Raw genomic sequence first — 25,187 nt, forward strand, 5'->3', positions numbered from 1 at the left:
CAGCGGCGCGCGCCGGGCACCGCACCGCGCACCACCCCCCGCACTCCGCCGTGGCGGCCCCGTGGCCGTCACGGCGTCCGTGAGTCCAGCACAGAGAAGGGCCCGCCCGCCGATGGACGCCGAGAACCAGCAGCAGAACGGGACGCCGTCCGGCAACGACGCCACCGCCGCCGACACCGCGAGCCGCACCGCGGTCAGCCGCCGCGCCGTGATCGGCTGGGCCGGTGCCGGGGTCGCGCTGGGCGCGGCCGGCGTCGGCTCGGTGGCCGCCGCGACCCGTCAGGACGACGACGGCCCGGCCGCCCCGGCCGCGGCCACCGCCGACATCCCCTTCTACGGCGACCACCAGTCCGGCATCGCCACCCCCGTCCAGGACCGGCTGCACTTCGCCGCCTTCGACGTCTCCGCGACCGCCACCCGCGAGTCGCTGGTCAAGATGCTGAAGGAGTGGACCAAGGCCGCCGCCGCGATGACCGGTGGCCGCGAGGTCGGCAGCGGCGCGGCCAGCGGCCTGCCGGAGGCGCCGCCGGACGACACCGGCGAGGCCCTGGGCCTGCCGGCCTCCCGGCTGACCCTCACCATCGGCTTCGGCCCGAGCCTGTTCGAGAAGGACGGCGTGGACCGCTTCGGCCTCCAGGCCAAGCGGCCCGAGGCCTTGATCGACCTGCCCAAGTTCAAGGGCGACAACCTCGATCCGCAGCGCAGCGGCGGCGACCTGTGCGTCCAGGCCTGCGCCGACGACCCCCAGGTCGCCGTGCACGCGATCCGCAACCTGGCCCGGATCGGCATGGGCACCGTCAACATCCGCTGGTCGCAGCTGGGGTTCGGCAAGACCTCCTCGACCACCCCGGACGCCCAGACCCCGCGCAACATGATGGGGTTCAAGGACGGCACCCACAACATCGCCGGCACCGACACGGCCAAGCTGGCCGACCACGTCTGGGTCGCCCCCGGCGAGGGCCCGGAGTGGATGACCGGCGGTTCCTACCTGGTCGCCCGCCGGATCCGGATGCACATCGAGACCTGGGACCGCGCCCCGCTCAAGGAGCAGGAGGACGTCTTCGGCCGCACCAAGGGCGAGGGCGCGCCGTACGGGCGGACCAAGGAGCACGACGCCCCGGACCTCAAGGCCATGCCGCAGGACTCGCACGTCCGGCTGGCCCACCCGGACTCCAACGACGGCCTGATGATCCTGCGCCGCGGCTTCTCCTTCACCGATGGCACCGACGGCCTCGGCCGGCTGGACGCGGGCCTGTTCTTCCTGGCCTACCAGCGGGACTCCCGCAAGGCGTTCGTCCCGCTCCAGCAGCGGCTCGCGGCCTCCGACGCGCTGAACGAGTACATCCAGCACGTCGGTTCGGCCCACTTCGCCTGCCCCGCGGGCGTCCGCAAGCCCGGCGAGTGGTGGGGCCAGGCCCTCTTCGGCTGAGGCCCCGAGGCCGACCCCCCACCCGTCTCGCCCGTATCACCCTCTTCACCTCCCAGGGAGCCAGCGTGTTCGCCAACTACCTGATCGGCCTGCGCGAAGGACTCGAAGCCAGCCTGGTCGTCTGCATCCTCATCGCCTATCTGGTCAAGACCGGCCGCAAGGACCGGCTGCCCCCGGTCTGGGCCGGCATCGGTGTGGCCATCGCGCTCAGCCTGGCCTTCGGCGCCGTGCTGCAGTTCGGCTCCACCCAGCTCAGCTTCGAGGCCCAGGAGGCTCTGGGCGGCACGCTGTCGGTCATCGCCGTCGGTCTGGTCACCTGGATGGTGTTCTGGATGCGCCGCACGGCGCGGCACCTGAAGACCGAGCTGCACGGCAAGCTGGACGCGGCGCTCGCGATGGGCACCGGCGCCCTGGTGCTGACCGCCTTCCTGGCGGTGGGCCGGGAAGGCCTGGAGACCGCGCTGTTCATCTGGACCGCGGTGCAGGCCACCTCGGACGGCTACAACCCGATCATCGGTGCGGCGCTCGGTCTGCTGACCTCGGTGGTGCTGGGCTGGCTCTTCTACCGCGGCGCGCTGAAGATCAACCTGGCCAAGTTCTTCACCTGGACCGGCGCCATGCTGGTCGTGGTCGCCGCCGGTGTGCTCGCCTACGGCGTGCACGACCTCCAGGAGGCCGGCTGGCTCGGCGGCCTGGACAAGGTGGCCTTCGACATCAGCAGCACCATCCCGAAGGACAGCTGGTACGGCACCCTGCTCAAGGGCGTGTTCAACTTCCAGCCGGATCCGACGGTCTTCCAGCTGGCCGTCTGGGAGGCGTACCTGGGCCCGGTGCTGACCGCCTTCCTGGTCGGCACCGCGGGCGGCGGCCCGGCCAAGCCGGCCGCCCCGAAGCCCAGTGCGGCGAAGTCGGCCGCCTGAGCGAACACTTCGCGCCATCGGCGCACCCGCGTAGGACCCCAGAGCGCCCCGTCCGGCCACCCGCCGGACGGGGCGTTCGGCGTTCCCGGCGTGTCGGCAGCCGCTGTACCTGGCAGCCGGTCAAGAAGTTCACCTCCTGGATCTACCCGCGTAAACCCGGCCGCCCCCATCCTGGTGGGCAGCCCGGGCAGGTTCCCGCCCGGGGGCTTTCCCCTGCCCTCCTCGACCCAGGAGTCCCCGCATGTCCGCGATAGCCGCGCCCCGCCGCGCCCTGGCCGCCGCCTTCGGTGCCCTGCTGCTCGCCCTCACCACCCTGCTGACCGGCGCGGGCACCGCCCAGGCCGCCCTGCCGACGCCGATCTCCGCCGCCACCGCCCGCGGCTACCTCGCCGCGATCGCGGTGGCCGCGGAGTCCCACACCACCACCTACGACCGCGCGCTCTTCCCGCACTGGATCACCATCTCAGGCACCTGCAACACCCGTGAGACGGTCCTCAAGCGCGACGGCAGCAACGTCGTTACCGACGCCAACTGTGCTGCTGTCAGCGGCAGTTGGGTCTCGGTCTACGACAACGTGACCACCACGGGCGCGTCGGGCTTCGACATCGACCACCTGGTGCCGCTCGCCGAGGCCTGGCGCTCCGGCGCCTGGGCCTGGACCACCGCCCAGCGCCAGGCCTTCGCCAACGACCTGACCCGCCCGCAGCTGGTCGCCGTCTCGGCGAGCTCCAACCGCTCCAAGGGCGACCAGGACCCGGCCAACTGGCTGCCGCAGGCCTCCTACCGCTGCACCTACGCCCGTGCCTGGGTGCAGGTCAAGTACTACTACGGCCTCTCCGTCGACAGCGCGGAGAAGAACGCCCTCTCCTCGATCCTCAACGGCTGCTGAGGAAACGTTCGTCCACGGCCTGGAACGACCGCACCGCCCGCCGGGAGCGATCCCGGCGGGCGGTGCGGTGTGACGGGGGCGGGGCGGGCGCTACTGGCTCTTGATCGCGCCCAGGATGTCCATCCGGGCGGCCCGGCGGGCCGGCCAGAGCGCGGCCAGCAGGCCGATCACCGCGGCGGTGGCCAGGAAGAAGGCGATCTTCCCCGGCGGCACCACCATGGTGATGTTCTTGAACGTGTCCGCCAGGGTCCGGGTGCCGGCCCACGCGGTGACGATGCCCAGGAGCACGCCCACCACACCGCCGAACAGCGCGATCATCAGCGACTCCAGCCGGACCATCCGGCCGATGCCGCGCCGGTCGAGGCCGACCGCCCGCAGCATGCCGATCTCCCGGCGGCGTTCGAAGACCGACATCGCCATGGTGTTGATGACGCCCAGGACCGCGACCACCACGGACATGCCCAGCAGTCCGTACATGATGTTCAGCACGGCCGTCACCATCTGGCTGTTCTCGGCCTTGATGTCCTTCTCGCCCTTGACGGTGATCAGCGGGTTGCCACCGGTCGCGTCGCGCAGCGCCTGCTTCAGCTCGGGGGTCGCGCCGTCGGAGCCCTTGACCAGGACCTTCTCCAGGCCGGAGCCGGCGGCGGCGTGCGGGCCGACCAGCTGGTTCGGAGCGACCAGCCCGGCGACCAGGCTGTTGCTCTCGATCAGGGCGCCGACCGTCAGGGTGCCGCGGGCGCCGTCGGGGTAGGTGATGTCGAGGGTCGAGCCGACCGTGAGGTCGTTGCGCTCGGCATAGCCGGTGGTGGAGATCAGCTTGCCCTGCTTGAGGGCGTCGGCCGCACCGGCGGTGACCTTGAGGTCGACCAGCTGGTCGAAGGTCGCGGCGTCGACGGCGGTGAGCAGGGAGGTGTCGCCGTCGGCGACGGCCTTCACGGAGACCTCGCGCAGGACGCTCGTCGCGGTGACGCCGGGGACCTTGGCGATCTGGTCGGCGACCTCGGGGGAGAGCATGGAGAAGTTCTCCATGGCGACCGCGTAGTCGGCCTTGAGGTCGCTCGCGGTGGCCTCGTCGACGGCCTTGTTCACCGAGGCGCCGACCACGGTCAGCGCGGTGATCAGGGTGACGCCGATGGTGAGGGCGGAGGCGGTGGCGGCGGTGCGGCGCGGGTTGCGCACGGCGTTCTCGCGGGCCAGCTTGCCGGGCGTGCCGAACAGCTTGCGCAGCACCGGGGCGAACAGCGCGATCACCGGGCGGGACAGCAGCGGGGTGAGCACGAAGACGCCGATCATCAGCGCGCCCGAGCCGAGCCCCACCACGTTGACCGACTTGGCGGCGGCGCCGCCGAGCAGTCCGGCGACGCCGATCGCGGCGAAGAACAGACCGATGATGTTCCGCACCAGCAGGGACTTCTGGGTGGCGGGCTGCTCGGCCGAGCTCATCGCGGCGATCGGGGCGATCCGGGAGGCGCGCAGCGAGGGCAGCCAGGCGGCCAGCACGGTGACCAGGGTGCCGACGAGGAGCGAGGCGATCACCGTGGACGGGGCGATCACCAGCGGGCCGGTGGGCATACCGGTGTCCAGCGAGCCGATCACGGCCTGCAGACCGGCGGCGATGCCGATGCCGGCGAGCAGACCGCCGATCGAGGCGGTCAGGCCGACCAGCAGGGCCTCGGCCAGGACGGAGAGGGTGATCTGCTTGCGGCTGGCACCGACGGCGCGCAGCAGGGCGAGTTCCTTGGTGCGCTGGGCGACGAGCATGGTGAAGGTGTTGGCGATGATGAAGATGCCGACGAAGAGCGCGATGGCGGCGAACATCAGCAGCGCGGTGGACATGCCCTTGGTGCCCGCCTCGATCATCCGGTCCTGCTCGTCGGCCAGCTCCCGGCCGGTGCGGGCCTCGACGTCCTCGGAGGCGGGCAGGGCCTGCTTGACGGCGGCGAGCAGCGCGGTGTCGTCCGCGCCCGGCTTGCCCTTGACGTCGATCTCGGCGAACCGGCCCGGGGCCAGGTAGAGCTGCTGGGCGGTGGCGGTGTCGAAGGCGGCGAGCGAGCCGCCGGAGATCACCCGCGGGTCGTTGGTGGTCACGGTGCCGGTGAGCTTCAGCTCCATGACCGGGCCGTTGACGGCGACGCGCACGGTGTCGCCGACCTTGAAGCCGCCCTTCTCGGCGGTCTTGGCGTCCAGCGCCACCTCGTCGGCGGTGCGCGGGCCCCGGCCGTCGACCAGCGGGAAGCGGGGGTCGGTGCCGTCGGCGCCCGGGACGTAGTTGGTGCCGGTGGTGGAGAAGCCGTTGCCGATCAGCGCGCCCTTGCGGTCGGCGATCCCGGCGAAGCCGCTGACCACGCCGCGGGCCTCGGCGGCGCCGGGCAGCGCGGCGATCGCCTTGCGGGTGTCCTCGGTGAGGGAGGGGCCGTCGGAGGCCTTGGTGCCGTGGTCGTAGCCCTTGCTGACCGCGGCGCGGTCGTTGACGGTGACGGCGATGTCGGAGTAGCTCTTGGCGCTCTGGGAGCGCATGGCGTTGCCGAAGGTGTCGGTGAAGACGAGGGTGCCGGCCACGAAGGCGGTGCCGAGGAGCACGGCGAGCGCCGTCATCAGCAGTCGGCCCTTGTGGGCCAGCACATTGCGCAGTGCGGTGCGGTACATGGGGTGTCCTGGAGTGTGCGGAGGGTCGGGTGGCGGACGCGGGGCGTCAGCTGGTGCGGCCCTTGGCGTCGAAGCGGCGCATGCGGTCCAGGACGGTGTCGGCGGTGGGGTTCGCCAGTTCGTCGACGATGCGGCCGTCGGCGAGGAAGACGACGCGGTCGGCGTAGGAGGCGGCGACGGGGTCGTGGGTGACCATGACGACGGTCTGGCCGAGTTCGCGTACGGAGTTGCGCAGGAAGGAGAGGATCTCGGCGCCGGAGCGGGAGTCGAGGTTGCCGGTCGGTTCGTCGGCGAAGATGATGTCGGGCTTTCCGGCGAGGGCGCGGGCGCAGGCGACGCGCTGCTGCTGGCCGCCGGAGAGCTGGCTGGGGCGGTGCGAGAGGCGGCCGGAGAGGCCGACGGTCTCCACGACCCGGTCGAGCCACTGCTTGTCGGCCTTGCGGCCGGCGATGTCCATCGGGAGGGTGATGTTCTCCAGGGCGGTGAGGGTGGGCAGCAGGTTGAAGGCCTGGAAGATGAAGCCGATGTGGTCCCGGCGCAGCTGGGTGAGCTGCTTGTCCTTGAGGCCGACGAGTTCGGTGTCGCCGATGGTGGAGGAGCCGGAGGAGACGGTGTCCAGGCCGGCCATGCAGTGCATGAGGGTGGACTTGCCGGAGCCGGAGGGGCCCATGATCGCGGTGAACTCGCCCTGGGGGAAGGTGACGCTGACGTTGTCGAGGGCGACGACGCGGGTCTCGCCCTCCCCGTAGACCTTGTTCAGGCCGGTGGCGCGGGCGGCCGCCCGGCCGGTACGGACGGCGGTTGCGGACATCGTCACGAGGGCTCCTTGGAGGTGCGAGGTACGAGGCACGAGGCGCGAGTAGGAATATCGGAAGATTGCCTTCCCTTTACATTCTTCCAACCGGCCCGTGCCCGTTTTGTCGCCCCCGGGTACGGCCTCCCCCCGCCGTACCGGCGGTCCGGCGGGGGTGCTTCTCATCCTCAGGTATGACCTCCGACCCTGAGGCACCGTGCGGCAACTACTCGATCGCGACGCCCCAGCGCACCGCGAGTCCGGCCAGCCCGTCCTCCACCGGCGTCCCGCCCGGCGTGAACCGCCAGACGCCACCGCGCCGTTGGAAGGAGCCGAGGACCATCGCGCTCTGCGACACCCCGCCGGTCTCGGCCGCCCACTCGGCGGGGCCGTCGGTGTCCGGGCCGAACGCGCCTGCCACCGTCAGCCCGTGCACGTACCCGAGCGGCAGCACCGGCGGCTCCTCCTCCTCGGTGGACACCGCCACCACCACCTCGTCCACGCCCGGCGCCAGCCGCCCCGGCTCCAGGGTGAGCTCGGCGCGGCGCACCGGCTCGCCCGGCACCGAGCGGGTGGGGTGCAGCCGCACCGCGCCGGCCGGGTCCTGCGGGTTGTTGAAGAACACGAAGTGCTCGTCGTCCAGCACCCGGCCGTTGGCGCACAGGAACGCCGAGACGTCCAGCTCGACGGCGTCCCCGCCGGCCGTGCGGCTGCGCCAGGACAGCGCCAGTGCGGTGGCCGCGCCCTGCTCGGGCGGGTCCCCGGCGGGCGAGGCCCCCGGCACGCGGTGACCGGCGCCGTTCGTCCGCTCGCCCAGGCGTCCGCGCAGGCCCTGCTCCGCCAGCAGCTCCACCAGCTCCGGCCCGCTCACCAGGCTCAGCGGCTTGTTGCGGATGTACTCGTAGGAGCCCGGCCCGAAGCCCGCGGTGGTCACCAGGATGCCCTTGATCGCGCCGTGGTGGCGCACAGTCGAGTCGAGGTCGCGCACCGCGGTGGGGGAGACCGTCGAGCGGTAGCGCTTGGCCTGGATGACGATCCGTCCGCCGGTCACCGGATCGAGGTCCTCGGCGACCACGTCCACCCCGACGTCACCGCTGCGCGCCGTGGTCATCACCCGGAAGCCGCGCAGCCGGAACAGCTCGGCGATCAGCTCCTCGAACTCGATCGGGTCCATCTCGAAGAGGTCCGGGTCGTCCTCGCCGCCCTGCCCGGCCACACTGCCGCCGACCGTCTCCGGCAGCCGGTCCGGCCGCACCTCGTCCAGTCGCTCGGGGCGCGCCGACAGCACGCCGCCCAGGCCCTGGAAGCACTCCACGGCCGCCACCCGGTCCAGCGCCAGCCCGGCGAACTCGCCCCGGTCGACCGTCACCGTGGTGAGGAACCGCTCCGCCTCCCGGCCGGTGGCCGGGTCGATGCCGCGCACGAAGCCGTTCAGCACCACCGAGGCCAGCAGCCCGTCCCCGTCCGCCCGGTACAGCTCGGCCACCACCCGCAGCGCGGTCTGCGCCAGCACCTCCCGGTACAGCGCCTTGCGCTCCGTCGCCGGGCGGGCCACCTCGGCCTCCCGGTCGTCGGACTTCACGTACCGCACCCGGGCGGTCGCCGGGACCACGTCCGGGCCCGGCAGCTCCCAGTTCACCACCAGCTGGCGGCTGGACGCCTCCCAGGCCGCCACCAGCTGTCGCGGGAAGCCCTCCGGCCAGCCCGCCGAGGCGTACAGCACGGCGGTGAAGTACTCCTGCACCGCCTCCGCCTCGCCGGACCGCAGCCGGCGCAGCAACTCCTCGGTCCGGGCGGCCCGTTGCTCGTCCTCCCGGCGGAACCGGGCCACCCACTCCAGGTACTGCCCGTGGTACTCGGCCAACCGCCGCTGCCGGTCCGCCTCCGCCGCCTGCGCCGCGTACCAGTCCTGCTCGAACCGGGCCCGCGCCTGCGCCACGTACTGCTCGTACTGCTGCCACACCCCGGGGTTGCGGGCCTGCACCGGGTCCGGCGGCGGCACCTGGTAGCGGGCCTGGTCCGGCATCGGCACCGGCTCGCCGAGCCGGCCCGGCTCGAACGGCGGCACCGGGCGCGGGGCCAGCAGGCTCTGCGCCCGGAACGCCGCCGCGCCCGCGCCGGTCGTCAGCAGGCCGCGCAACTCCTCCACCCGGGCGTCCAGTTCGGCCGTCCGCCGGGCCGCCTGGGCCTCCCGGTCCTGCTGGTACGCCTTCTGCGCCTCGCGCTCGGTGCGGGCCGCGGCCTTCTGAGCCTCGCGCTGCTCCCGCTCCCGCCGGTTCTGCTCGGCGGCCTGGGCGCGCCACCGGGCCTCCTCCCGGCGCTGCTCCTGCCGCTGCGTCTCCGCCCAGACCGCCAGCACCCCGTTGTTCCGCCGCCCCGCCACGTCCACCCCTTCGTTCCACACCGGTCCGCCGCGGCGCCCGGCTCCCGGCCGCGCCGCCGCCGCGCCCGCCACAATAGAACGTGTACCGGGGGCGTGCGCAAAGCCCCGGCGACCTGCGGCGTCGGCGGGGGTGAGCGGGCGTCAGGGGGCGGTGGCCGGCTCCCGCGCGTCCGCGTACCAGCGCCACTCGGTGCGGCGCGGGCGGCCGGGCGCCGCGGTGCGGCCGGTGGCCCAGAGCAGGGCCGGCCAGGGCTCGGCGCAGGGGGCGGCGGGGGTGGCGGGGGCGGATGCGGCGCCGGGCGCCACGTCCGGCGCCACGTCGGGGAAGAGCCGGGCGAGGGTGCGGCGGCAGACGTCGGCCGGCGGCTCCCAGGGCAGGCCGAGTCCCTCCGCGACGTCGTGCACGTGCACCAGCGTCTCCACCAGGCTCATCGCGACGAACCCCGCCGGGTCGGCGAGCCCCCAGGGGTGGAAGGCGCGGACCTCGGGGGTCCTGGCCCGGGCGATCGCGACCATCAGCCCGCCGCTCGCCTCCAGGACCTCCAGCAGTCCGTCCGGGCCGTCCTCGCGACGGGCGAAGGCGAAGCTGTTCGGCCCGCCGGGGAAGGGGCGCCGGGCGACGAAGGGCACGTAGCGGTCGCGCGGCGGCTCGGCCGGGCCGAGCTGGGCGGCGTAGGCGAGCAGGTCGTCCGCGAGGTGTTCGACGGTGGTCCAGCAGTCCCAGTCGACGCCGCCGGCCGGGCGGGACCAGTCGGCGTCGGCGGGGGCCGCGCGCAGGGTGTCCACGGCGAGCCGGAGCACGTCGGCCAGGTCGTCGGGGGTCGGGTCGCCGGGCGGCGTGGTGGGGTCCGTGGTGGTCATGCGCAGGACGGTAGCCGGTCGGGCGGACTTCTCCCAGCGATGCCCCTGGGGGTATCTCTGCTACAGTCGACAGTGTCCGGTGGATACCCCTGGGGGTAAAAAGCCCAGAGAAGGAGAGGCACGTGTTCTTCGTCGACACCCTGGAGATCGAGGGCCTCGGCAACCGCGGCTACGTCACCGGCGGCCTCGAACTCGCCCGGATCACCGGCGCGCACCACCTCGTCCCCGCCGACGCCGCCGTCTCCCACCGGCGGGTGCTGGTCCACGACGGCGACGACTTCGACGTCGACCGCGTCGCCGGTCTCACCCTGCGGGCCGTCGCCACCGCCTGACCGCCCTCCCGGCACGGCACGGCACCGCCCTCCCGGCACGGCAATACCCCCTCGCAGGAGCACCACCATGCACCACCACCCCCGCCCCGCCCCGGCCGCCCGAATACCGGCCGCCCCCCGCCCGGCCCGCCCCCACCTCCCGGGGTGGTGCCGATGACCACCCTGCTGCTGGCACTCGCCGCCGGCGCGGTCGTCGGACTGGTCCTCGGCGGGCTCGGCGGAGGTGGCGGCATCCTGGCCGTCCCCGCACTGATCTACCTGCTCGGACTCTCCCCGGCCGCCGCCACCACCGCCGCCCTGCTGATCGTGCTCGCCACCTCGATCTCGGCGATCGTTGCCCACACGCGGGCCGGCACCATCCGCTGGCGCACCGCCCTCGCGTTCGCCGCCGCCGGTCTGCTGCCGGCCGCCCTCACCGGCGCGGCCGCCGCCAGGCTGCCGCAGAGCCTGCTCACCGCGGCCTTCGCCCTGGTCGCGGCGCTCGCCGCCGTCCGCATGCTGCGCCCGCCCCGTCCGGCTGCGTCCGACGGACCGGCGACGGGCGACGGACCGGCTGCGTCGCCCGGACCGGTGCCCGCTGGTGCCCGCCCCGGGCGGGCGGCCGCCTCCGGGGCCGGACTCGGCGCGCTGACCGGCCTGCTCGGCGTGGGCGGCGGCTTCCTGGCCGTGCCGGCACTGGTCGGCGCGGTCGGGCTCTCGATGGAGGCCGCCGTCGGCACCAGCCTCCCGGTGATCGCCGTCAACGCCTCCGCCTCGCTCGTCACCCGCGGCGGCGGCGCGGCCGGACTCGACTGGGCGGTGATCGCCCCGTTCACCGCCGCCGCGGTACTCGGCGCCTGGGACGGCAAGCGGCTCGCCGCCCGCCTCTCCGGGGCCGTCCTCCAGCGGACCTTCGCCGTCCTGCTGCTCGGCGTCGCGGCCGTGATGGGCGCCGACGCCCTGCTCTGACCCCCGACCACCTCCTTCCCCCTTTTTCCCCTACCGCAAGGAGCCTCCATGGCCGCCCTCACCGAGCTCACCCCGGCCCAGGCGCACCCCCGCCTGGCCGCCCTCACCGTCGTCGACGTCCGCAGCCCGGGCGAGTACGCCGCCGGTCACGTCCCCGGCGCCCTGAACATCCCGCTCGACCAGCTCGACCTCGCCCTCCCGGCCCTGCGCACGGTCGCCGAGCGCGGCGAACTGCTCGTCGTCTGCGCCTCCGGCAACCGTTCGGGCCGGGCCTGCGAGGCACTGGCCGCGGCCGGCATCCCGGCTGCCACGCTGGTCGGCGGCACCAGCGCCTGGGCGGCCGCCGGACACGAGGTGCAGCGGCCCGAGGGCGCCCCGGTGCGGGCGCCGTGGGCGATGGACCGGCAGGTCCGCTTCGCGGCCGGCGGGCTGGTGCTGGCCGGTGTGGTCGTCGACCTCGTCCGGCCCGGTGCCCGCTGGGTCTCGGCGGCGGTCGGCGCGGGCCTGGTCTTCTCGGCCGTGACCAACACCTGCGCGATGGGCTCCCTGCTCTCCCGCCTCCCGTACAACCGCCCCCGCCCCGGCCAGGTGGCGGACCTCGAAGCGACCCTCGCCACCCTCACCGGGGCCCGCTGACCGCACCCGCGCCCCGCGCCGCTGCTCCGTCGCTCCGCCGCCGACCCCCCGTCGGCGGCGGAGCCGTTCCCGGCCCGTCCCGGCCTGCCCGTCCCGCGCACCCACCCGCCGGCGGAGGCAGGACTTTCCCGGCTGTCGGTGGCCGAGGGTAGCCTCGGGGGTTCGGACGGTGTGCGGTGAGGTGGCGGGTGAGCGTGGCGGGCGGCTGGATGTCCACCGGGTTGGGCTGGCGGGACGGGCGGGCCGTGCTGAGCGCGGTGCACGGGCGGCGGGTGCACGAGCGCGAGGTGGTGCCCGGGGTGGAGGTCGGCTGGCTGGTCGGCGGCCCGCGCCGTTGCATCGGAGCGTGGCTGGAGGGGCAGGACGAGCGCACGCCCTGCCCGCACCACTCCGTGATCGCGCCCGACGGCGCCGCCGTGCAGTGCGCCTCCTGTCAGAGCGTGGACCGCGGGCTGGCGCTGGCCCGGGACCAGATCCTCGACGACGGCCGCACCTACCGGCTGTACCTCGCCTGGTTCGGCGAGGGGCTGCTCAAGGTCGGGCTGACCGCCGAGCAGCGCGGTACCAGCCGTCTGCTCGAACAGGGCGCGCTCGCCTGGACGTTCGCCGCCCGGGGCGCGCTGCCTGCCGTCCGCCGGGCCGAACTGACCGTGGCCGCCTCGGGGTTGGCCCGGGAGCGGTTCAAGAGCCGGGTGAAGGTGGACCACTGGTGGGACCACGGTGACGCGGACCACCGCCGCGCGCTGCTCACCGCCGCCCGGGACCGGGCGCACGAGCTGCTGCGCGGGCACGGCGTCGAACTGCTGGCGGACCACCCGGTCACCGACCACGTCGGGGTCTTCGGGCTGACCGGCGGCGCCCCCGACGTCTACCACGCGGTCGAGGGACTGGCGGACGGCGCGGTGCTGGCCGGGCGGCTGCGCCCGCCGATCGGCCGGCACCTGCTGCTCGACCAGCCGGCCGGCGCCGCGCCGCTGCTCCTGGACAGCCGGCTGCTGACCGGCTGGACGCTCGCCCCGGCGCCCGGGCGGCCGGCCTCGGGCCTGACGCTGAGCGAGCGGGTCCGCCCGGCCGAGCCGGACACCCAGGAGGCGCTGTTCTGAGCCGGCGGGCCGTCGACCTCGGTAGTTGCGTATGAAAACCGGCGCGCCTAGGCTCGACCCTGCCTGGTTGCACTTCGCTACCGCATGGCTTTCCACTGCCCGCGCGAGAGGCCCGCCGTGATCGACGCCCACGAGACCTTCGACGGCACGTTCCCCTACCGCCCGCACTTCAGCACCGCCCCGGGCTTCCCGATGCACTACGTCGACGAGGGCGCCGGCCCGGTCGTCCTCTGCCTGCACGGCGAGCCCACCTGGGGCTACCTCTTCCGGGACGTCGTGCGCCGCCTCGCACCGGCCCACCGGGTCGTCGTCCCGGACCACATGGGGTTCGGCAAGAGCGCGACGCCCGCCGACCGCGGCTACTGGCTGCAGAACCACGTCGACAACCTGGAGGCGCTCGTCCTGGACCTCGGTCTGCGCCGGATCACCCTCGTCGGGCACGACTTCGGCGGGCCCGTCGGCATGGGCCTCGCGGCCCGCCGGCCCGAGCTGATCGCCCGGGTGGTCAGTGTCAACGGGCCCACCCCGTTCGGGCAGCCCGGCCTCGGCGACGCGCTGGCCGCCAACGCCGCCGACTCCCCGTGGTTCCGCTGGATCGCCAGGGCGCACGCCGACGGCACGCTGGACCCGGTGCTCGGCTCCCTCGACGTCACCATCCTGAGCACGCTCAGGCTCAACGGCTTCGAGAACCCCGCCCTCGCCACCGACACCTGGCTGCGCGCGTACGGCGCGCCGTTCCCGACCGCGGCCGAGAGCATCGGCGCGATCGGCTGGGCGAAGGGCTTCGCCACCGGCGCCCACCGCTTCGAGCAGCCCGACGCGGCGGCCCGCGCCGCGCTGGCGGCCGTCCCGGCGCTGGCCCTGTGGGGCGCCGCCGACCGGACACTGAACGCCCGCCACTTCCTGCCGCTGTTCCGGGAGGCCTTCCCGGCCGGCCGGGTGGTCGAACTCCCGGGCGCCGGCCACTACAGCCCGGAGGACGCCCCGGAGGCCGTCGCCGACCACCTCGCCCGTTTCCTCGCCGACACCGCGGACGCGGCGGCCGCCTGAGCGGGGGCCGCGGTACGCCCCCACGGGAGACCCTCGACGGCTGCCCCCACGCTCGCGGGGAGGCCCCGGCCGCCCAGGAGTCGGACCGGCCGCGGCACCGCTCCCGGACCGGAGCCCGGGAGCGGATCGCGTGTCGCTCAGACCACCGCGCCGTTGTGGTCGCGCGCCCCTGCCGCGCCGACCGTGTGCGGCGTCCGCGCCTCCCGCGTCTCCCCGGCCTCGCGGGTCTGCCGGCCTTCCCGCGGCCGGTCCGGGAACCGTCCCTGGAGCAGCACGACCACCGGCATCGCGGTGAACACCGTCGACGCCGTTCCCACCAGGATCCCGGCCAGCAGCGCCACCGAGAAGTCGGCGAGCGAGTCGCCGCCGAGCACCGCCAGGGCCACCAGGACGAACAGCGCCCCCATGCCGGTGTTCACCGTGCGGGGGAGGGTCTGTGCCACGGCGCGGTCCGCGAGCTCCGCCCAGCTCGCCTTCGTCCCGGTGCGGCGCAGCTCGCGCAGCCGGTCCAGGACGACCACCGTGTCGTTGACCGAGTACCCGACGATGGTGAGCAGCGCGGCGAGGAAGACGCTGTCCACCGGCCTGCCCAGCCAGGCGAAGAGGCCGAGGACGAGCAGCAGGTCCTGCGTCATTGCGATCACCGCGGCGGCCGCGAAGGTCCACCGGAAGCGGATCGTGAGGTAGAGCAGCTGGGCTGCGACCGCGAGCCCGAGCGCGGCCAGCGCGTAGCCGCGCAGCTCGTTGCCGAGGCTCGGCCCGATCAGCTCGTCGCGCTCCACGGACAGTTCGCCGGTGACGCCGGTGAGCGCCTGACGGATGCGCTGCTGCTGGTCGTCGCCGGTCTCCTTGGTGCGGACGGACACGCCGGTGTCGCCGGTGGTCTGCACCACGGCCTGGGGGAACCCGGCGCCGACCACCGCCGCGCGGGCGGCGTCCGCGTCGACCCGCTGCGCGGCGGTGTACTGCGCCACCCGGCCGCCGGTGAACTCGACGCCGAAGTCCAGGCCGCGTCCGCCGATCCCGGCCAGGGCGAGCAGCAGCAGGCCGGCGCAGGCGCCCAGCCAGCGCCGGCGGTGGCGCATCAGCCGGGGCGGGCGCCGGGTCAGCCGGGTCCGGAGCCGGCCGACGGTGGCCATGCCGGTGAGGGTGGGCCGTCGGGTGACGGCCGGCCGGCGCACCGCCCACTCGGCGAGCAGCCGGGTGATCAGCATGGCCGAGAACATCGAGGCCAGCACGCCGATCGAGAGCGTCACCCCGAAGCCCTTGACCGGGCCGGTGGCGAATACGAAGAGCAGCCCGGCGGCGAGCAGCGTCGTCACATTGGAGTCGGCCACCGCGCTCCAGGCCTTCGCGAACCCGACGCGGAGCGGGCGCCGCAGGTCGCGTTCCCGGCCGCGGCCGGCCGCCCGGGGCGCGGTGTACTCCTCCCTGGCCCGCTCGAAGACCAGCACGTTGGCGTCCACCGCCATGCCGATGGCGAGCACGAAGCCGGCCAGCCCGGGCAGGGTGAGAGTCGCGCCGAGTGCGACCACGGCGGCGTACGAGATCAGTCCGTAGAGGGCGAGCGCGACGGTGGCCAGCGCCCCGAGCAGGCGGTACACGGCGATGATGAAGGCCGCGGTGCAGAGCAGGCCGATGGCCGCGGCCAGGGCGCTGGCCCGGATCGCCTCGGCGCCGAGGGTGGGGCCGACGGTGCTCTGCTCGATCACCGTCACCGGGACGGGCAGCGCGCCGCCCTTCACCAGGGCGGCGAGGTCGCGGGCCTCGTCGGCCGAGAAGCCGCCGGTGATCTGCGTCGAACCGCCGGTGATCCCCTGCCCGCAGGGCACGCTGTTCTGGACGCCGGGGGCGGACAGGACGCGGTCGTCGAGCACGATGGCGACCCGGCGGGCGGGGTCGGCCGGGGAGGCGCACGCCGCCTCCCCGGTGAGCCGGGCCCAGGCGTCGCCGGCCGAGCCGCGGAAGGAGAGGTCGATGCTCCAGCCGGCTCCCGTCCGGGTGTCGAGGACGGCCGAGGCGTCCTTGACGCCGTCACCGGTCAGCGCCGGCGGGCCCAGCCGCAGGTGGCCGCCGGGCAGGCCGGGATCGGCGAGGACCCGGGAGCCGTCGGCCGCGGGGGGCCCGGCCGGGCCGTCGGCGGTCGCGGTGACGGGGTGGAAGGTGAGCTGCGCGGTGCGGCCGATGACCCCGGCGGCCTCGCGGGGGTCCTGGACGCCGGGGAGTTCGACGACGATGCGCCGCTCCCCGGCGCGGGCGAGCGAGGGTTCGGCGACGCCGAGGCCGTCGACCCGGCGGCGCAGCACCTCCAGCGCGCGGTCGGTGGCGTCCGCGTCGGCGCGGACGGTGGGCGAGTCCTGGGTCTCCAGGACGATCCGGGTGCCGCCGCGCAGGTCGAGACCGAGGCGGGGCGGGGTGGTCAGGGCGACGTAGAGCGAGACACCGACGACGGCGAGCGCGACGAGCGCGCGCCAGAACGTGGCACGGCGAGTAGACATGGGTACTCCACGGGCGGTCCGCGGGAGCCGGGCGTCCGCGGAGGACGCCGCACCCGGGACGGGCGGACGCAAGGGAACGGCGCGCCGCCGGCAACGCCCCGGGCCGCGGGCAGGCCGCGGCACCCGGGGTCGGCGGGCGCGGTGGAACGTCAGCTGGACCGGGTGGAGGGGGGACCGCGGGTGTGGCGGGGGTCGTAGTGGCCGGACGGCGGGGCCCGCTCCTGGCGCGGCCCCGGGGCGTACACCCCGGGCCGGGGCCGGGGCACGTCCGTCCGGGCGGGCGGGAGCGCGACCGGCGGGAGCACGGGCAGCCGGACACCGGGCTCGGCGGCGGCCGCCCGCCGCAGGGCGACGTCGAAGCCGGGACGGTCCGCGGCGCGCCGCACCTCCGCAGCCGGCGGGCCCAGCCGCACGGCGGCGACGGCCGGCGGCGCGTCAGGCGCCGGCTGCGCCGGGCCCGTCGCCGTACCGAGGAGGACCTGACAGACGGCCCAGGCCGCGAGGAACGCGCAGGACAGCGCGGCCGCCGCGGCCCGACACACACGTCGCTCCACTCCGGCCCCCTCCCCGCTCGCGCCGTCACCCGGCCCCGCCCGCAAGAACCTCTCACTCTAGGCGACTCCACCGCCGCGCGGGCAGGTGCGGGCCGCAAGAGCGGTCCGGCCGGGTCCGGGGGCACGCTCCGGCCGCCACCGCCGCACCGCCCATGGCCGTTGCCGAGGAGGCCAGGTCGCTCTTCCCGGTGCCGGCCGAACGGGACGGGAAGACGGTTCAGTGCTGGAGGGAGGCGAGCCAGGAGGTCAGCAGGCGGTTCACCTCCTCGGGGCGCTCCTGCTGGATCCAGTGGCCGCAGCCGTCCAGGATGTGGGTGGAGGTCAGGCCGGGGAGGGTGGTCGGGAAGGCCTCGATCGCGTCGGCCATCCAGGTGGTGGAGGCGTCCAGGGCGCCGCCGATGAACAGGGACGGCTGCTTGATCGGGGCGCCGCGGTACTGCGCGAGGTCCTCCCAGTCGCGGTCCATGGCGCGGTAGCGGTTGAGGGCGCCGGTCATGCCGGTGCGCTCGAACTCCCCGGCGTAGACGTCGAGGTCGTCCTCGGTCAGCCAGGCGGGCAGCCCGCCGCCGGGGAAGCGGTCGCGCAGCCGGCCGCCGTCGCGGGTCACGAAGTGGGGGTCGGGCTCGCCCGGGGTGGGCATGGTGTCGGCGGACATGGCCGCGTAGAAACCCGCGAGCCAGCCCCGGAGGTCGGGCTCCATCTCCGCCTCGGCCCGGCCGGGCTCCTGGAAGTACGAGACGTAGAACTCGTGGTCGCCGCCCATCCGCGCGAAGAGGTCGGTGGGGCGGGGGCCGCCGGGCGGCGCGTAGGGGACGCTCAGCAGTGCGACGGCGCGGAAGACCTCGGGGTGCAGCAGGACGGAGGCCGCCGCGATGTTGGAGCCCCAGTCGTGCCCGACGACCACCGCCTGCTCCTCGCCCAGGGCGCGCACCAGCGCGACGTTGTCCGCCACCAGGTCGAGCATCCGGTAGGCGTCCGTCGCGGCCGGCCTGGAGGAGCGGCCGTAGCCGCGCACGTCGAGTGCGACCGCCCGGTACCCCGCCGCGGCGAGGGCCGGAAGCTGGCGGCGCCAGGAGTACCAGGACTCGGGGAAGCCGTGGACGAGCAGGACCAGCGGTCCGGTGCCCTGTTCGACCAGGTGCAGGCGCCCGGCGGGGGCCTCGACGGTGCGGTGGCGCAGATCGGCGGACGGCGTGGGCTGGTGCATGGATTCTCCTCGGTTCACGGGCGGCCGCGGTGACGCACCGATCCTGCGGTGCCGCGACCGTCCGACGCGAGGGGCTTTGTCATTCTGGCAAACTGGCAGGACAGGGCGGTGGAAGCGGCACGGCCGGAGGGAGCGGGGCGACGGTGACGGACGACGGCACGGCCGACACACTGGCGGCCATGGGTCCTCGGCTGCGGACCGCGCGCGAGCGGCGCGGCGCCACGCTCACCGACGTCAGCCGCACGACCGGCATCTCGCTCAGCACGCTGTCGCGGATCGAGACCGGCCGGCGCAAGCCGACCCTGGAGGTGCTGCTGCGGCTCGCGAAGGTGTACGGCAGCTCCCTGGACGAGCTGGCCGGCACCGCACCCGTCGCCGCGGCCGGACCGCGTACCCCGATGCCGCAGCGTCCCGACGGCGGCAAGGTGGTGCTGCCGTTGACCCGGTACGTGGGAGGCCTGCACGCCCACAAGCACGTCCTGCCCGCCGTCGACGCCCCGCCGGCACGGCCGCGCCAGGTCTCCCACGACGGGTACGAATGGCTGTGTGTCCTGTACGGGCGGCTGTGGCTGGCGCTCGGTGAGCAGGACCTCGTCCTGAGCGCCGGGGAGGTGGCCGAGTTCGACACCCGCACCGCCCACGGAGTCGCGAACGCCGGACCCGGCGGACCGGTCGAGTACCTGATCATGTTCGGGCCGCAGGGAGAGCGCCTACGCCCACTCACCCGGGCCCTCGGCCGCGGAGCCCGGTAGCGCGGAGCAGAAGGATCCTCCGAGTAGTTAACGCTTCTGCCGTCCCTGGACTCTTAGTCGTAGAAATGTTGAACGACAGCGGAGGAGTGCCGGTGGATCCCGTCACGGGCTCGGTCGTGGTGGCAGTGCTGGGGTTGGTGGGGGCGTCGATCACCCTCGTGGGGCGGTTATGGCCTCGTCGGCGGAGCGGTCCCCGCTCCTCCCCGCCCCCTCCCGTTGTTGTCGTCCTCGCGCTTCGCACGTGCGACGCCGACGCCGACGACGGCGGTCCGGGGTTGCCGGTGGCGAAGGAGAAGCGGGGTCGCGGCGCGCGTGAGTGAGACCGGCCCAGACGGGGAGGCCGTCTCGGCGGCGTCCCTCGGACGTCTGCCGGCCCCCGACAGCGGTGGCGGAACGAGCCCCCGGAGCGAGGAGTTCGCGTACTTCTACCGTACGTGCCTCCGCAGACTGGTGGCGTTCCTGATGTGGCAGGGGGCTCCGGCACCCCTGGCCGCAGAGCTGGCCCAGGACACGATGGTCAAGGCGTACGCGCGGTGGGACCGCATCCAGTCGCCGGAGGCATGGTGCCGCAGGGTCGCGTCCCGCGAGCTGGTGCGCGCCTTCAGCCGCGTCGAGGAGAGCATCGAGGACCTCGATTTCGAGCCGACCTCCTTGTTGCCGGCGCCGGACGAAGCGATGGAATGGGAGCGGCAGCAGGACATTCTGAACCTGCTGAGCGGTCTGCCTCCCCGCCAGCGTCAGGTCATGGCCTGGACGCTGGACGAATATTCCCCGACGGAAATCGCGGCCGAGCTGGGAATGAAGCCGACGGCGGTCAGGGCCAGCCTCTTCAAAGCGCGCCTGACCGTCTCCAGAAGGATGACCGAGAGGGAGGGGGAGTGATGGGCGAGGAGTCTGTCCCTGGACGCCCGAACCGTGAGTTCTCGGGCCGGCTCAAGGATCTGCGGAAGACCTTCCTGGACGGGCTCGGCGATCATCTCGACGTGGAGGCCGGGCTGCGGGAGGTGATGATCTGCGCCCAGCACAAGGACCTCACCGAGAGCCTGGACGCGGTGCTGGACGTCGAAGCCGGGCTCGCGTCCATCACCTCCCGGAGCACCGCCAGGACCGACTTCGAGGAGGCCGCCGCACCCCTGTACGACGTCGGTCTGATGCACCAGCGGTTCGAGCTGATCGGGCCCGAGCAGCGGCTCGTGCTCCGGGAGCATCCGCTGGTCACCTCGGCGATCCTCGCCGACCTGCTCATCCGCACGGTGGTGCTGGCGCAGGACCTCACCCACGGTCTCGGCTTCGGCCGGTACCACCGGATGCCGTTGAAGCGGGCCGCGTTTGTCGCCCAGGGCATCGCCCGGGGAATCGCCCACGAGTTGGACGGCCGGGCCGCTCTCGCGTGGGAGCTGCGGGACATGGCGCACGAGATCGTCGCGCTGCTGGAGTCCCACTACCCCGCGATCGACCAGGCGGGAGTCATCGGGCAGATCCTCGTCCGGGAAATGGCGGCGACGATCGACCAGCGGGTGAGGAGCGCCGATCACCCGGCTGTCGCGGAGTTCCTGCGGGCCTGCCAGGTGTTCATGTACGCGGTGCGCGGCGGCGATCTGCCCCGTGCCGTGCGGGAGGTGGAGTACCTCACGCGGGCGCTGGCCGTTCACGTCGGCGAACTGCTCGGGATCGGTGAACCGGAGAACCTCGACCTGGAATTCCTTTCCGAAGTCCTGGACGATTTCACCACGGCTGATCTGAGCACCGCCGACCTCACCAGGGTCGACCTCGCGGGAGTGCGCTGGTCGGAGTTCCGCACGCGATGGCCGGCCGAGATCAGCGTCGACCGGCTCAGGGAGGATTCGCGCGAGACGCTGCCCGGGTCCGGGATCTACATCGTCCGGCCGGGAACCGGGACGCGCGACGTGACGAGGGTCTGACCGCGCGCACGCGGCCGGGGCCCGTCGGAAGGGCCCCGGCCGGGGAGCCGCACGACGGCGGTCCCGGGAACGGCCTAGGCCAGCTTGCTGCGCAGCGCGCCCGGGCCGGAGCGGGCACGGCGTGACACCGGTGGGCGCGAGGGGCGGACGTCGCTGCGGGGGGCGGCGGGCTCCTCGGCGGCCGTTCTGGCGTGTGCCGCCCGGGCGGTCGCCAGGGCGAGGCGGGCCAGTAGCGGGTCCTCCCGGACGCCTGCCGCGTGCTTGGCGGCCTGGCACCAGGTGCACCAGACCGGCGAGGCGGGCCCGTCCGGGTACGCCATCGCCTCCGGCGGCAGGTAGTGGCTGCCGCACTCGACGCACTCGAAGACCAACCTCATCCGACGATCACCGTCCCGGATCCGTGGCACCGACCGCACGGCGACCAGAAGACGTGGATCTTCGGCACCATGCTCCCTTCCTCGTCCCGTTCGACCGTGGCTTCGGTCTTCTGGGTCCCCCCGGACCCACCGCATCCGGAGCAGGCCTGGACCTCGGGCATATGCACACTCCTTTTCGGCGGGGACCACGGTAGCGCGAAATCCGGGGACTCAGCACCGATCCTGACGAAGAGTCGAAGGAGCGGGGCGTGCGTGTCGAACCCGCGCGCCGGGTGCGGGCGTTCGAGGAGGCGCCCTCCGGTTCAGCAGGCCACCGTGCGGAAGCCGCAGTTGCCGCTGGTGGACTCGGGGGTGTTGCCGGTGCGCGCGGCCACCCGGTAGCGGTTGCAGTAGGAGTCGTGGCACAGGTACGACCCGCCGCGCAGCACCCGCCGGGTCCCGCTGTGGTCCTCGTCCGGCCCGCGCGGGTCGAAGCGTGGCGAGCGGGCGTAGTAGCCGGGATCGAAGCGGTCGGCGCACCACTCCCAGACGTTTCCGGCCACGTCCGCCAGGCCGAAGCCGTTCGGCGGGTAGCTGCCCACCGGTGCGGTCGCGAACCAGCCGTCCTCGCCGGTCGGCAGGTCGGGGAAGCGGCCCTGCCAGATCCGGCAGCGGTGCGCGCCGCCCGGGCGCAGCTCGTCGCCCCAGGCGTAGCGGGCGCCGGTCAGCGGTCCGCGGGCGGCGTACTCCCACTCGGCCTCGCTGGGCAGCCGGCGTCCGGCCCAGTGGCAGTAGGCGAGCGCGTCGCGGTGGCTGATGTGCACCACGGGGTGGTCGAGGAGGTCCTCGGCGTCGCCGAGCGGGCCGAACGGGTGGCGCCAGTCGGCGCCGCGCACCTCGATCCACCAGGGTGCGGCGGCGGAGCGGCCGAGCACGTCGGCGGGGTCGGCGAGGACGAACAGGTGGAAGACGGCGGAGGAGCCGGCCAGCTCGGCGTCGGTGCGGTGGCCGGTGGCCTCGACGAAGGCGGCGAAGCGGGCGGTGGTGACCGGTGCGGTGTCGATGGTGAACGGCTCCAGCTCCACCTCGTGCACGGGGGTCTCGCCGTCCGCCGGATAGCCCTCGCCGAAGGCGTCCCCCATCGCGAACACCCCTCCGGGCAGCGCCACTTCGGGGTGCTCCGGGCGCCCGGCCGGCGGGCGTGACGGGGGCGGCAGGAGCGGCGCGGGGGCGGGTCCGGGGCCGGCCGGGGCCGACGGCATGCAGCAGGCGCGTGCGGCGGGGGGTTGACTCATGGGCCCAAGCTATAGCACTTTGCACCTAGGTGAGAATGCACCTAGCGACGTTCGAGGAACCGGCGGGAGCCGGGGAGAGGGCACCGGTGAAGTTCGACCACGTCCTGCTGGGCCTGCTGGCCATCCATCCGCGCAGCGGGTGGGACCTCAAGCAGTGGCTGGCGGGGGAGGGGCAGTTCGTCCGCTCGAACGCCCACCCGAGCCAGATCTACCGGCTGCTCAAGCGGATGGCCGAGCAGGGCTGGGTGGTCTACGAGACCGACCCGCGCGACGGCCGTCCGGACGCCAAGGTCTACCGGCTGACCGACGCCGGGCGGGCCGAGCTGGTCCGCGAGGCCCGCTCGCCGTACGAACCGACCAGCCGCTTCCAGGACCCCGACTTCATGGCCCGGTTCTACTTCTCCGCCCAGCTGGCACCGGAGCAGCTCGTCCCGCTGATCGACACCGAGCTCGAATACCGCCGCCGCCAGGTGGCGGTGATGCGCCCCCGGGACCGCTCCCTGCAGTTCCCGGAGGACACGCAGGAGACGGACGTCCGGCGGCTGCGGATGATCCGCGAACTCACCCACGCGTACGGCACCTCCGCCGTCGACGCCTGGCTCGACTGGCTGGAGCACGTCCGCGGGCTGCTCGTCGACGGAACCATTCCCACCGCCGACCCCACCGCCGACCCCACCACCAGCCCCACCACCAACCCCTCCGCTCCCGAGGAGACGCCCCGGTGAAAGCCGTCCTGGTCATGTTCGACAGCCTCAACCGGCGGTTCCTGCCGCCCTACGGCTGCGACTGGACCGTCGCACCGAACTTCGCCCGCCTCGCCGCCCGCGCCGCGACCTTCGACAACTGCTACGGCGGCTCCATGCCCTGCATGCCGGCCCGCCGCGAGATGCACACCGGCCGGTACAACTTCCTGCACCGCTCCTGGGGCCCGCTGGAGCCCTTCGACGACTCCGTCCCCGACCTGCTGAGCAAGGCGGGCGTCTACACCCACCTGGTCACCGACCACCAGCACTACTGGGAGGACGGCGGCGCCACCTACCACAACCGCTACGACAGCTACGAGTTCTTCCGCGGCCAGGAGGGCGACAAGTGGAAGGGCCACGTCGCCGACCCGGAGATCCCTGACACGCTCTCCTGGCGCGAGGGTCCGATGTGGCGCCAGGACTGGGTCAACCGCCAGTACCTGGCCGACGTCGCCGACCACCCGCAGACCCGCACCTTCGACGCCGGGCTGGAGTTCATCGCCACCAACCGCGAGCAGGACCGCTGGTTCCTGCAGATCGAGTGCTTCGACCCGCACGAGCCGTTCTACTCCTACGCCGAGCACAAGAAGCACTACCCGCACGACTGGGACGGCCCGCACTTCGACTGGCCCGACTACAAGCGGGTCACCGAGAGCCCGGAGGCCGTCGAGCACGCCCGCAACGAGTACGCCGCGCTGCTCACCATGTGCGACGACTCGCTCGGCCGCGTCCTGGACGCCTTCGACGAGCACGGCCTGTGGGAAGACACCCTGCTGATCGTCTGCACCGACCACGGCCTGCTGCTCGGCGAGCGCGGCTGGTGGGGCAAGAACATCCAGCCCTGGTACGACGAGAACATCCACACCCCGCTGTTCGTCTGGGACCCGCGCAGCCGGGCCACCGGTCGGCGCGACTCCCTCGTCCAGACCGTCGACCTCGGGCCGACCGTGCTGGAGTACTTCGACGTGCCGCGCACCGCCGACATGCAGGGCCGTCCGCTCGTGGACACGGTCGCCCGCGACGCCCCGGTCCGCCCGCACGGCCTGTTCGGCGTCTTCGGCGGGCACGTCAGCATCACCGACGGCCGCCACGTCTACATGCGTGCCAGCAAGGACGCGTCCAACCGGCCGCTGTACGAGCACACCCTGATGCCCACCCACATGCGCGGCCACTTCACCCCGCAGGAGCTGGCCGGCGCCACCCTGGCCGGTCCGCTGCCGTTCACCAAGGGCGTGCCGGTGCTGCGGATGCCGGCCACCTCCTGGGGCAACCCGTACGCCTTCGGCACCCTGCTGTTCGACCTGGGGACGGATCCGGAGCAGGAGCACCCGCTGGTCGACGACGAGCTGGAGCTGCGGATGGCGGCGCTGCTCACCGAGGCGCTGCGGGAGAGCGACGCGCCCGCCGACCAGTTCGAACGGCTCGGCCTGCCCGCCGAGGGGCCGGTCACCGCCGAGCACCTGCTGGTCCGCGCCCAGCGGCCGCAGGCGCTCGCGGCCGGCGAGCCGCTGCCCGCGCCGGAGGAGTTCCCCGCCGGCCCGCTCTCGGTGCACACCCCGCTGCGCGCGCTGCTGGCGGACGAGGGGGCGCGCGAGGTCGTCCTGGAACGGCTGCCGATGCTGGCCAACCCCGGCCTGCGGGCGATGCTGGGCGGGATGTCCCCGTTCCGGCTCGCCGCCATGGGCCCCTCGGTGGGCGCGGCGGACCTGCACGCCCTGGCCGGAACGCTGGCCGCGCTGCCGGGCGCGGGCGGCGCGTAGCCGGGGAGCGGCGCCCCCCCCCGGCGGGGGGGGGGGGCGCGCCCCCCGGGTGGCCGTCCCGCGGCACCCCCCCGAGCGGCGCACGGACACCCCGGTCAAAGCGGCGG

At 74.2% G+C, this 25,187-nt stretch carries 21 protein-coding genes and 1 pseudogene; 13 read left to right on the top strand and 9 right to left on the bottom strand.

Going from position 1 to position 25,187, the window contains the following annotated elements; all coding sequences use genetic code 11:
• The first annotated feature begins 112 nt into the window (after positions 1-112).
• The 3 genes from efeB to ACFVVU_RS01540 all read left to right on the top strand — a co-directional run bounded on the left by efeB (position 113) and on the right by ACFVVU_RS01540 (position 3,238).
• Positions 113-1,429 (top strand): iron uptake transporter deferrochelatase/peroxidase subunit, encoded by a 1,317-nt coding sequence (gene efeB, locus ACFVVU_RS01530; RefSeq protein ID WP_387787597.1) that lies wholly within the window; start codon positions 113-115, stop codon positions 1,427-1,429.
• 65 nt (positions 1,430-1,494) lie between these two features.
• Positions 1,495-2,349: an iron uptake transporter permease EfeU gene (efeU, locus tag ACFVVU_RS01535; RefSeq protein WP_380689326.1), complete on the top strand. Its 855-nt coding sequence runs from the start codon at positions 1,495-1,497 to the stop codon at positions 2,347-2,349.
• A 241-nt stretch (positions 2,350-2,590) separates the two neighbouring features.
• The gene (locus ACFVVU_RS01540; protein ID WP_380714803.1) at positions 2,591-3,238 is read left to right on the top strand and encodes an HNH endonuclease family protein; all 648 of its coding nucleotides are present in this window, start codon (positions 2,591-2,593) and stop codon (positions 3,236-3,238) included.
• 90 nt (positions 3,239-3,328) lie between these two features.
• Here the strand turns inward: ACFVVU_RS01540 and ACFVVU_RS01545 are convergent, their stop codons facing one another.
• The 4 genes from ACFVVU_RS01545 to ACFVVU_RS01560 form a co-directional block, all read right to left on the bottom strand.
• Positions 3,329-5,887, bottom strand: a complete 2,559-nt coding sequence (locus ACFVVU_RS01545) for an ABC transporter permease (RefSeq protein ID WP_387787602.1) — start codon at positions 5,885-5,887, stop codon at positions 3,329-3,331.
• Positions 5,888-5,933: 46 nt separating this feature from the next.
• Positions 5,934-6,704 carry an ABC transporter ATP-binding protein gene (locus ACFVVU_RS01550; protein ID WP_387787605.1) on the bottom strand — a complete coding sequence of 257 codons (771 nt, stop codon included), beginning with the start codon at positions 6,702-6,704 and terminating at the stop codon, positions 5,934-5,936.
• A 202-nt stretch (positions 6,705-6,906) separates the two neighbouring features.
• Positions 6,907-9,063: a restriction endonuclease gene (locus ACFVVU_RS01555; protein WP_387787607.1), complete on the bottom strand. Its 2,157-nt coding sequence runs from the start codon at positions 9,061-9,063 to the stop codon at positions 6,907-6,909.
• Positions 9,064-9,204: 141 nt separating this feature from the next.
• Entirely contained in the window at positions 9,205-9,924 is a 720-nt protein-coding gene (locus tag ACFVVU_RS01560) for a hypothetical protein (RefSeq protein WP_387787609.1), read from the bottom strand.
• Between the two features lie 122 nt (positions 9,925-10,046).
• Here ACFVVU_RS01560 and ACFVVU_RS01565 point away from each other — a divergent pair.
• From ACFVVU_RS01565 to ACFVVU_RS01585, 5 genes and pseudogenes are all read left to right on the top strand, one after another.
• A pseudogene (locus tag ACFVVU_RS01565) lies at positions 10,047-10,250 on the top strand (MBL fold metallo-hydrolase); the annotation flags it as partial.
• 159 nt (positions 10,251-10,409) lie between these two features.
• Positions 10,410-11,204: a TSUP family transporter gene (locus ACFVVU_RS01570; protein WP_387787611.1), complete on the top strand. Its 795-nt coding sequence runs from the start codon at positions 10,410-10,412 to the stop codon at positions 11,202-11,204.
• A gap of 48 nt (positions 11,205-11,252) precedes the next feature.
• A complete protein-coding gene (locus ACFVVU_RS01575; RefSeq protein ID WP_380684480.1) occupies positions 11,253-11,840 on the top strand; it encodes a rhodanese-like domain-containing protein in 588 nt (195 codons plus the stop codon).
• A gap of 188 nt (positions 11,841-12,028) precedes the next feature.
• Positions 12,029-12,943 carry a DUF2797 domain-containing protein gene (locus ACFVVU_RS01580; protein ID WP_380684479.1) on the top strand — a complete coding sequence of 305 codons (915 nt, stop codon included), beginning with the start codon at positions 12,029-12,031 and terminating at the stop codon, positions 12,941-12,943.
• Positions 12,944-13,027: 84 nt separating this feature from the next.
• Positions 13,028-13,993: an alpha/beta fold hydrolase gene (locus ACFVVU_RS01585; protein WP_387787616.1), complete on the top strand. Its 966-nt coding sequence runs from the start codon at positions 13,028-13,030 to the stop codon at positions 13,991-13,993.
• A gap of 137 nt (positions 13,994-14,130) precedes the next feature.
• Here the strand turns inward: ACFVVU_RS01585 and secD are convergent, their stop codons facing one another.
• From secD to ACFVVU_RS01600, 3 genes are all read right to left on the bottom strand, one after another.
• On the bottom strand, positions 14,131-16,491 hold the full coding sequence (gene secD, locus ACFVVU_RS01590; protein ID WP_387787619.1) for a protein translocase subunit SecD: 2,361 nt from the start codon (positions 16,489-16,491) through the stop codon (positions 14,131-14,133).
• Between the two features lie 149 nt (positions 16,492-16,640).
• Positions 16,641-17,045 carry a hypothetical protein gene (locus ACFVVU_RS01595; RefSeq protein WP_387787621.1) on the bottom strand — a complete coding sequence of 135 codons (405 nt, stop codon included), beginning with the start codon at positions 17,043-17,045 and terminating at the stop codon, positions 16,641-16,643.
• Between the two features lie 217 nt (positions 17,046-17,262).
• Positions 17,263-18,252, bottom strand: a complete 990-nt coding sequence (locus tag ACFVVU_RS01600; protein ID WP_387787623.1) for an alpha/beta fold hydrolase — start codon at positions 18,250-18,252, stop codon at positions 17,263-17,265.
• Positions 18,253-18,431: 179 nt separating this feature from the next.
• Here ACFVVU_RS01600 and ACFVVU_RS01605 point away from each other — a divergent pair, with 179 nt between their 5' ends.
• The 3 genes from ACFVVU_RS01605 to ACFVVU_RS01615 all read left to right on the top strand — a co-directional run bounded on the left by ACFVVU_RS01605 (position 18,432) and on the right by ACFVVU_RS01615 (position 20,926).
• Positions 18,432-19,004 carry a helix-turn-helix domain-containing protein gene (locus ACFVVU_RS01605; protein WP_387787625.1) on the top strand — a complete coding sequence of 191 codons (573 nt, stop codon included), beginning with the start codon at positions 18,432-18,434 and terminating at the stop codon, positions 19,002-19,004.
• A gap of 366 nt (positions 19,005-19,370) precedes the next feature.
• Positions 19,371-19,886 (top strand): RNA polymerase sigma factor, encoded by a 516-nt coding sequence (locus ACFVVU_RS01610; protein ID WP_380686045.1) that lies wholly within the window; start codon positions 19,371-19,373, stop codon positions 19,884-19,886.
• Positions 19,886-20,926, top strand: a complete 1,041-nt coding sequence (locus ACFVVU_RS01615) for a hypothetical protein (protein WP_380686035.1) — start codon at positions 19,886-19,888, stop codon at positions 20,924-20,926. The genes ACFVVU_RS01610 and ACFVVU_RS01615 overlap by 1 nt, the downstream gene beginning before the upstream one ends.
• 74 nt (positions 20,927-21,000) lie before the next feature.
• Here ACFVVU_RS01615 and ACFVVU_RS01620 read toward each other — a convergent pair whose 3' ends face one another.
• Together ACFVVU_RS01620 and ACFVVU_RS01625 are read right to left on the bottom strand one after the other, a co-directional pair.
• On the bottom strand, positions 21,001-21,303 hold the full coding sequence (locus ACFVVU_RS01620) for a hypothetical protein (RefSeq protein ID WP_387787627.1): 303 nt from the start codon (positions 21,301-21,303) through the stop codon (positions 21,001-21,003).
• Positions 21,304-21,605: 302 nt separating this feature from the next.
• Complete coding sequence (locus tag ACFVVU_RS01625) at positions 21,606-22,577, bottom strand: formylglycine-generating enzyme family protein (protein ID WP_387787629.1); 972 nt, start codon at positions 22,575-22,577, stop codon at positions 21,606-21,608.
• An 86-nt stretch (positions 22,578-22,663) separates the two neighbouring features.
• Between ACFVVU_RS01625 and ACFVVU_RS01630 the strand changes: the two genes are divergently transcribed.
• Together ACFVVU_RS01630 and ACFVVU_RS01635 are read left to right on the top strand one after the other, a co-directional pair.
• On the top strand, positions 22,664-23,302 hold the full coding sequence (locus ACFVVU_RS01630) for a PadR family transcriptional regulator (RefSeq protein WP_387787631.1): 639 nt from the start codon (positions 22,664-22,666) through the stop codon (positions 23,300-23,302).
• The gene (locus ACFVVU_RS01635; RefSeq protein ID WP_387787633.1) at positions 23,299-25,080 is read left to right on the top strand and encodes a sulfatase; all 1,782 of its coding nucleotides are present in this window, start codon (positions 23,299-23,301) and stop codon (positions 25,078-25,080) included. Before ACFVVU_RS01630 ends, ACFVVU_RS01635 begins: the two co-directional genes overlap by 4 nt.
• The last annotated feature ends 107 nt before the right edge of the window (positions 25,081-25,187 follow it).

The sequence above is a fragment of the Kitasatospora sp. NPDC057965 genome, assembly GCF_042887135.1.
GTDB lineage: Bacteria > Actinomycetota > Actinomycetes > Streptomycetales > Streptomycetaceae > Kitasatospora.

Excerpts from the sequence above, each read along its gene's own strand:
- ACFVVU_RS01570 (WP_387787611.1), top strand. The coding sequence starts at position 10,410 with ATGACCACCCTGCTGCTGGCACTCGCCGCCGGCGCGGTCGTCGGACTG.
- ACFVVU_RS01625 (WP_387787629.1), bottom strand. The coding sequence starts at position 22,577 with ATGAGTCAACCCCCCGCCGCACGCGCCTGCTGCATGCCGTCGGCCCCG.
- ACFVVU_RS01615 (WP_380686035.1), top strand. The coding sequence starts at position 19,886 with ATGGGCGAGGAGTCTGTCCCTGGACGCCCGAACCGTGAGTTCTCGGGC.
- ACFVVU_RS01545 (WP_387787602.1), bottom strand. The coding sequence starts at position 5,887 with ATGTACCGCACCGCACTGCGCAATGTGCTGGCCCACAAGGGCCGACTG.
- secD (WP_387787619.1), bottom strand. The coding sequence starts at position 16,491 with ATGTCTACTCGCCGTGCCACGTTCTGGCGCGCGCTCGTCGCGCTCGCC.
- ACFVVU_RS01600 (WP_387787623.1), bottom strand. The coding sequence starts at position 18,252 with ATGCACCAGCCCACGCCGTCCGCCGATCTGCGCCACCGCACCGTCGAG.
- ACFVVU_RS01560 (WP_387787609.1), bottom strand. The coding sequence starts at position 9,924 with ATGACCACCACGGACCCCACCACGCCGCCCGGCGACCCGACCCCCGAC.
- efeB (WP_387787597.1), top strand. The coding sequence starts at position 113 with ATGGACGCCGAGAACCAGCAGCAGAACGGGACGCCGTCCGGCAACGAC.
- ACFVVU_RS01585 (WP_387787616.1), top strand. The coding sequence starts at position 13,028 with ATGGCTTTCCACTGCCCGCGCGAGAGGCCCGCCGTGATCGACGCCCAC.
- ACFVVU_RS01620 (WP_387787627.1), bottom strand. The coding sequence starts at position 21,303 with ATGAGGTTGGTCTTCGAGTGCGTCGAGTGCGGCAGCCACTACCTGCCG.
- ACFVVU_RS01540 (WP_380714803.1), top strand. The coding sequence starts at position 2,591 with ATGTCCGCGATAGCCGCGCCCCGCCGCGCCCTGGCCGCCGCCTTCGGT.
- ACFVVU_RS01605 (WP_387787625.1), top strand. The coding sequence starts at position 18,432 with ATGGGTCCTCGGCTGCGGACCGCGCGCGAGCGGCGCGGCGCCACGCTC.
- ACFVVU_RS01575 (WP_380684480.1), top strand. The coding sequence starts at position 11,253 with ATGGCCGCCCTCACCGAGCTCACCCCGGCCCAGGCGCACCCCCGCCTG.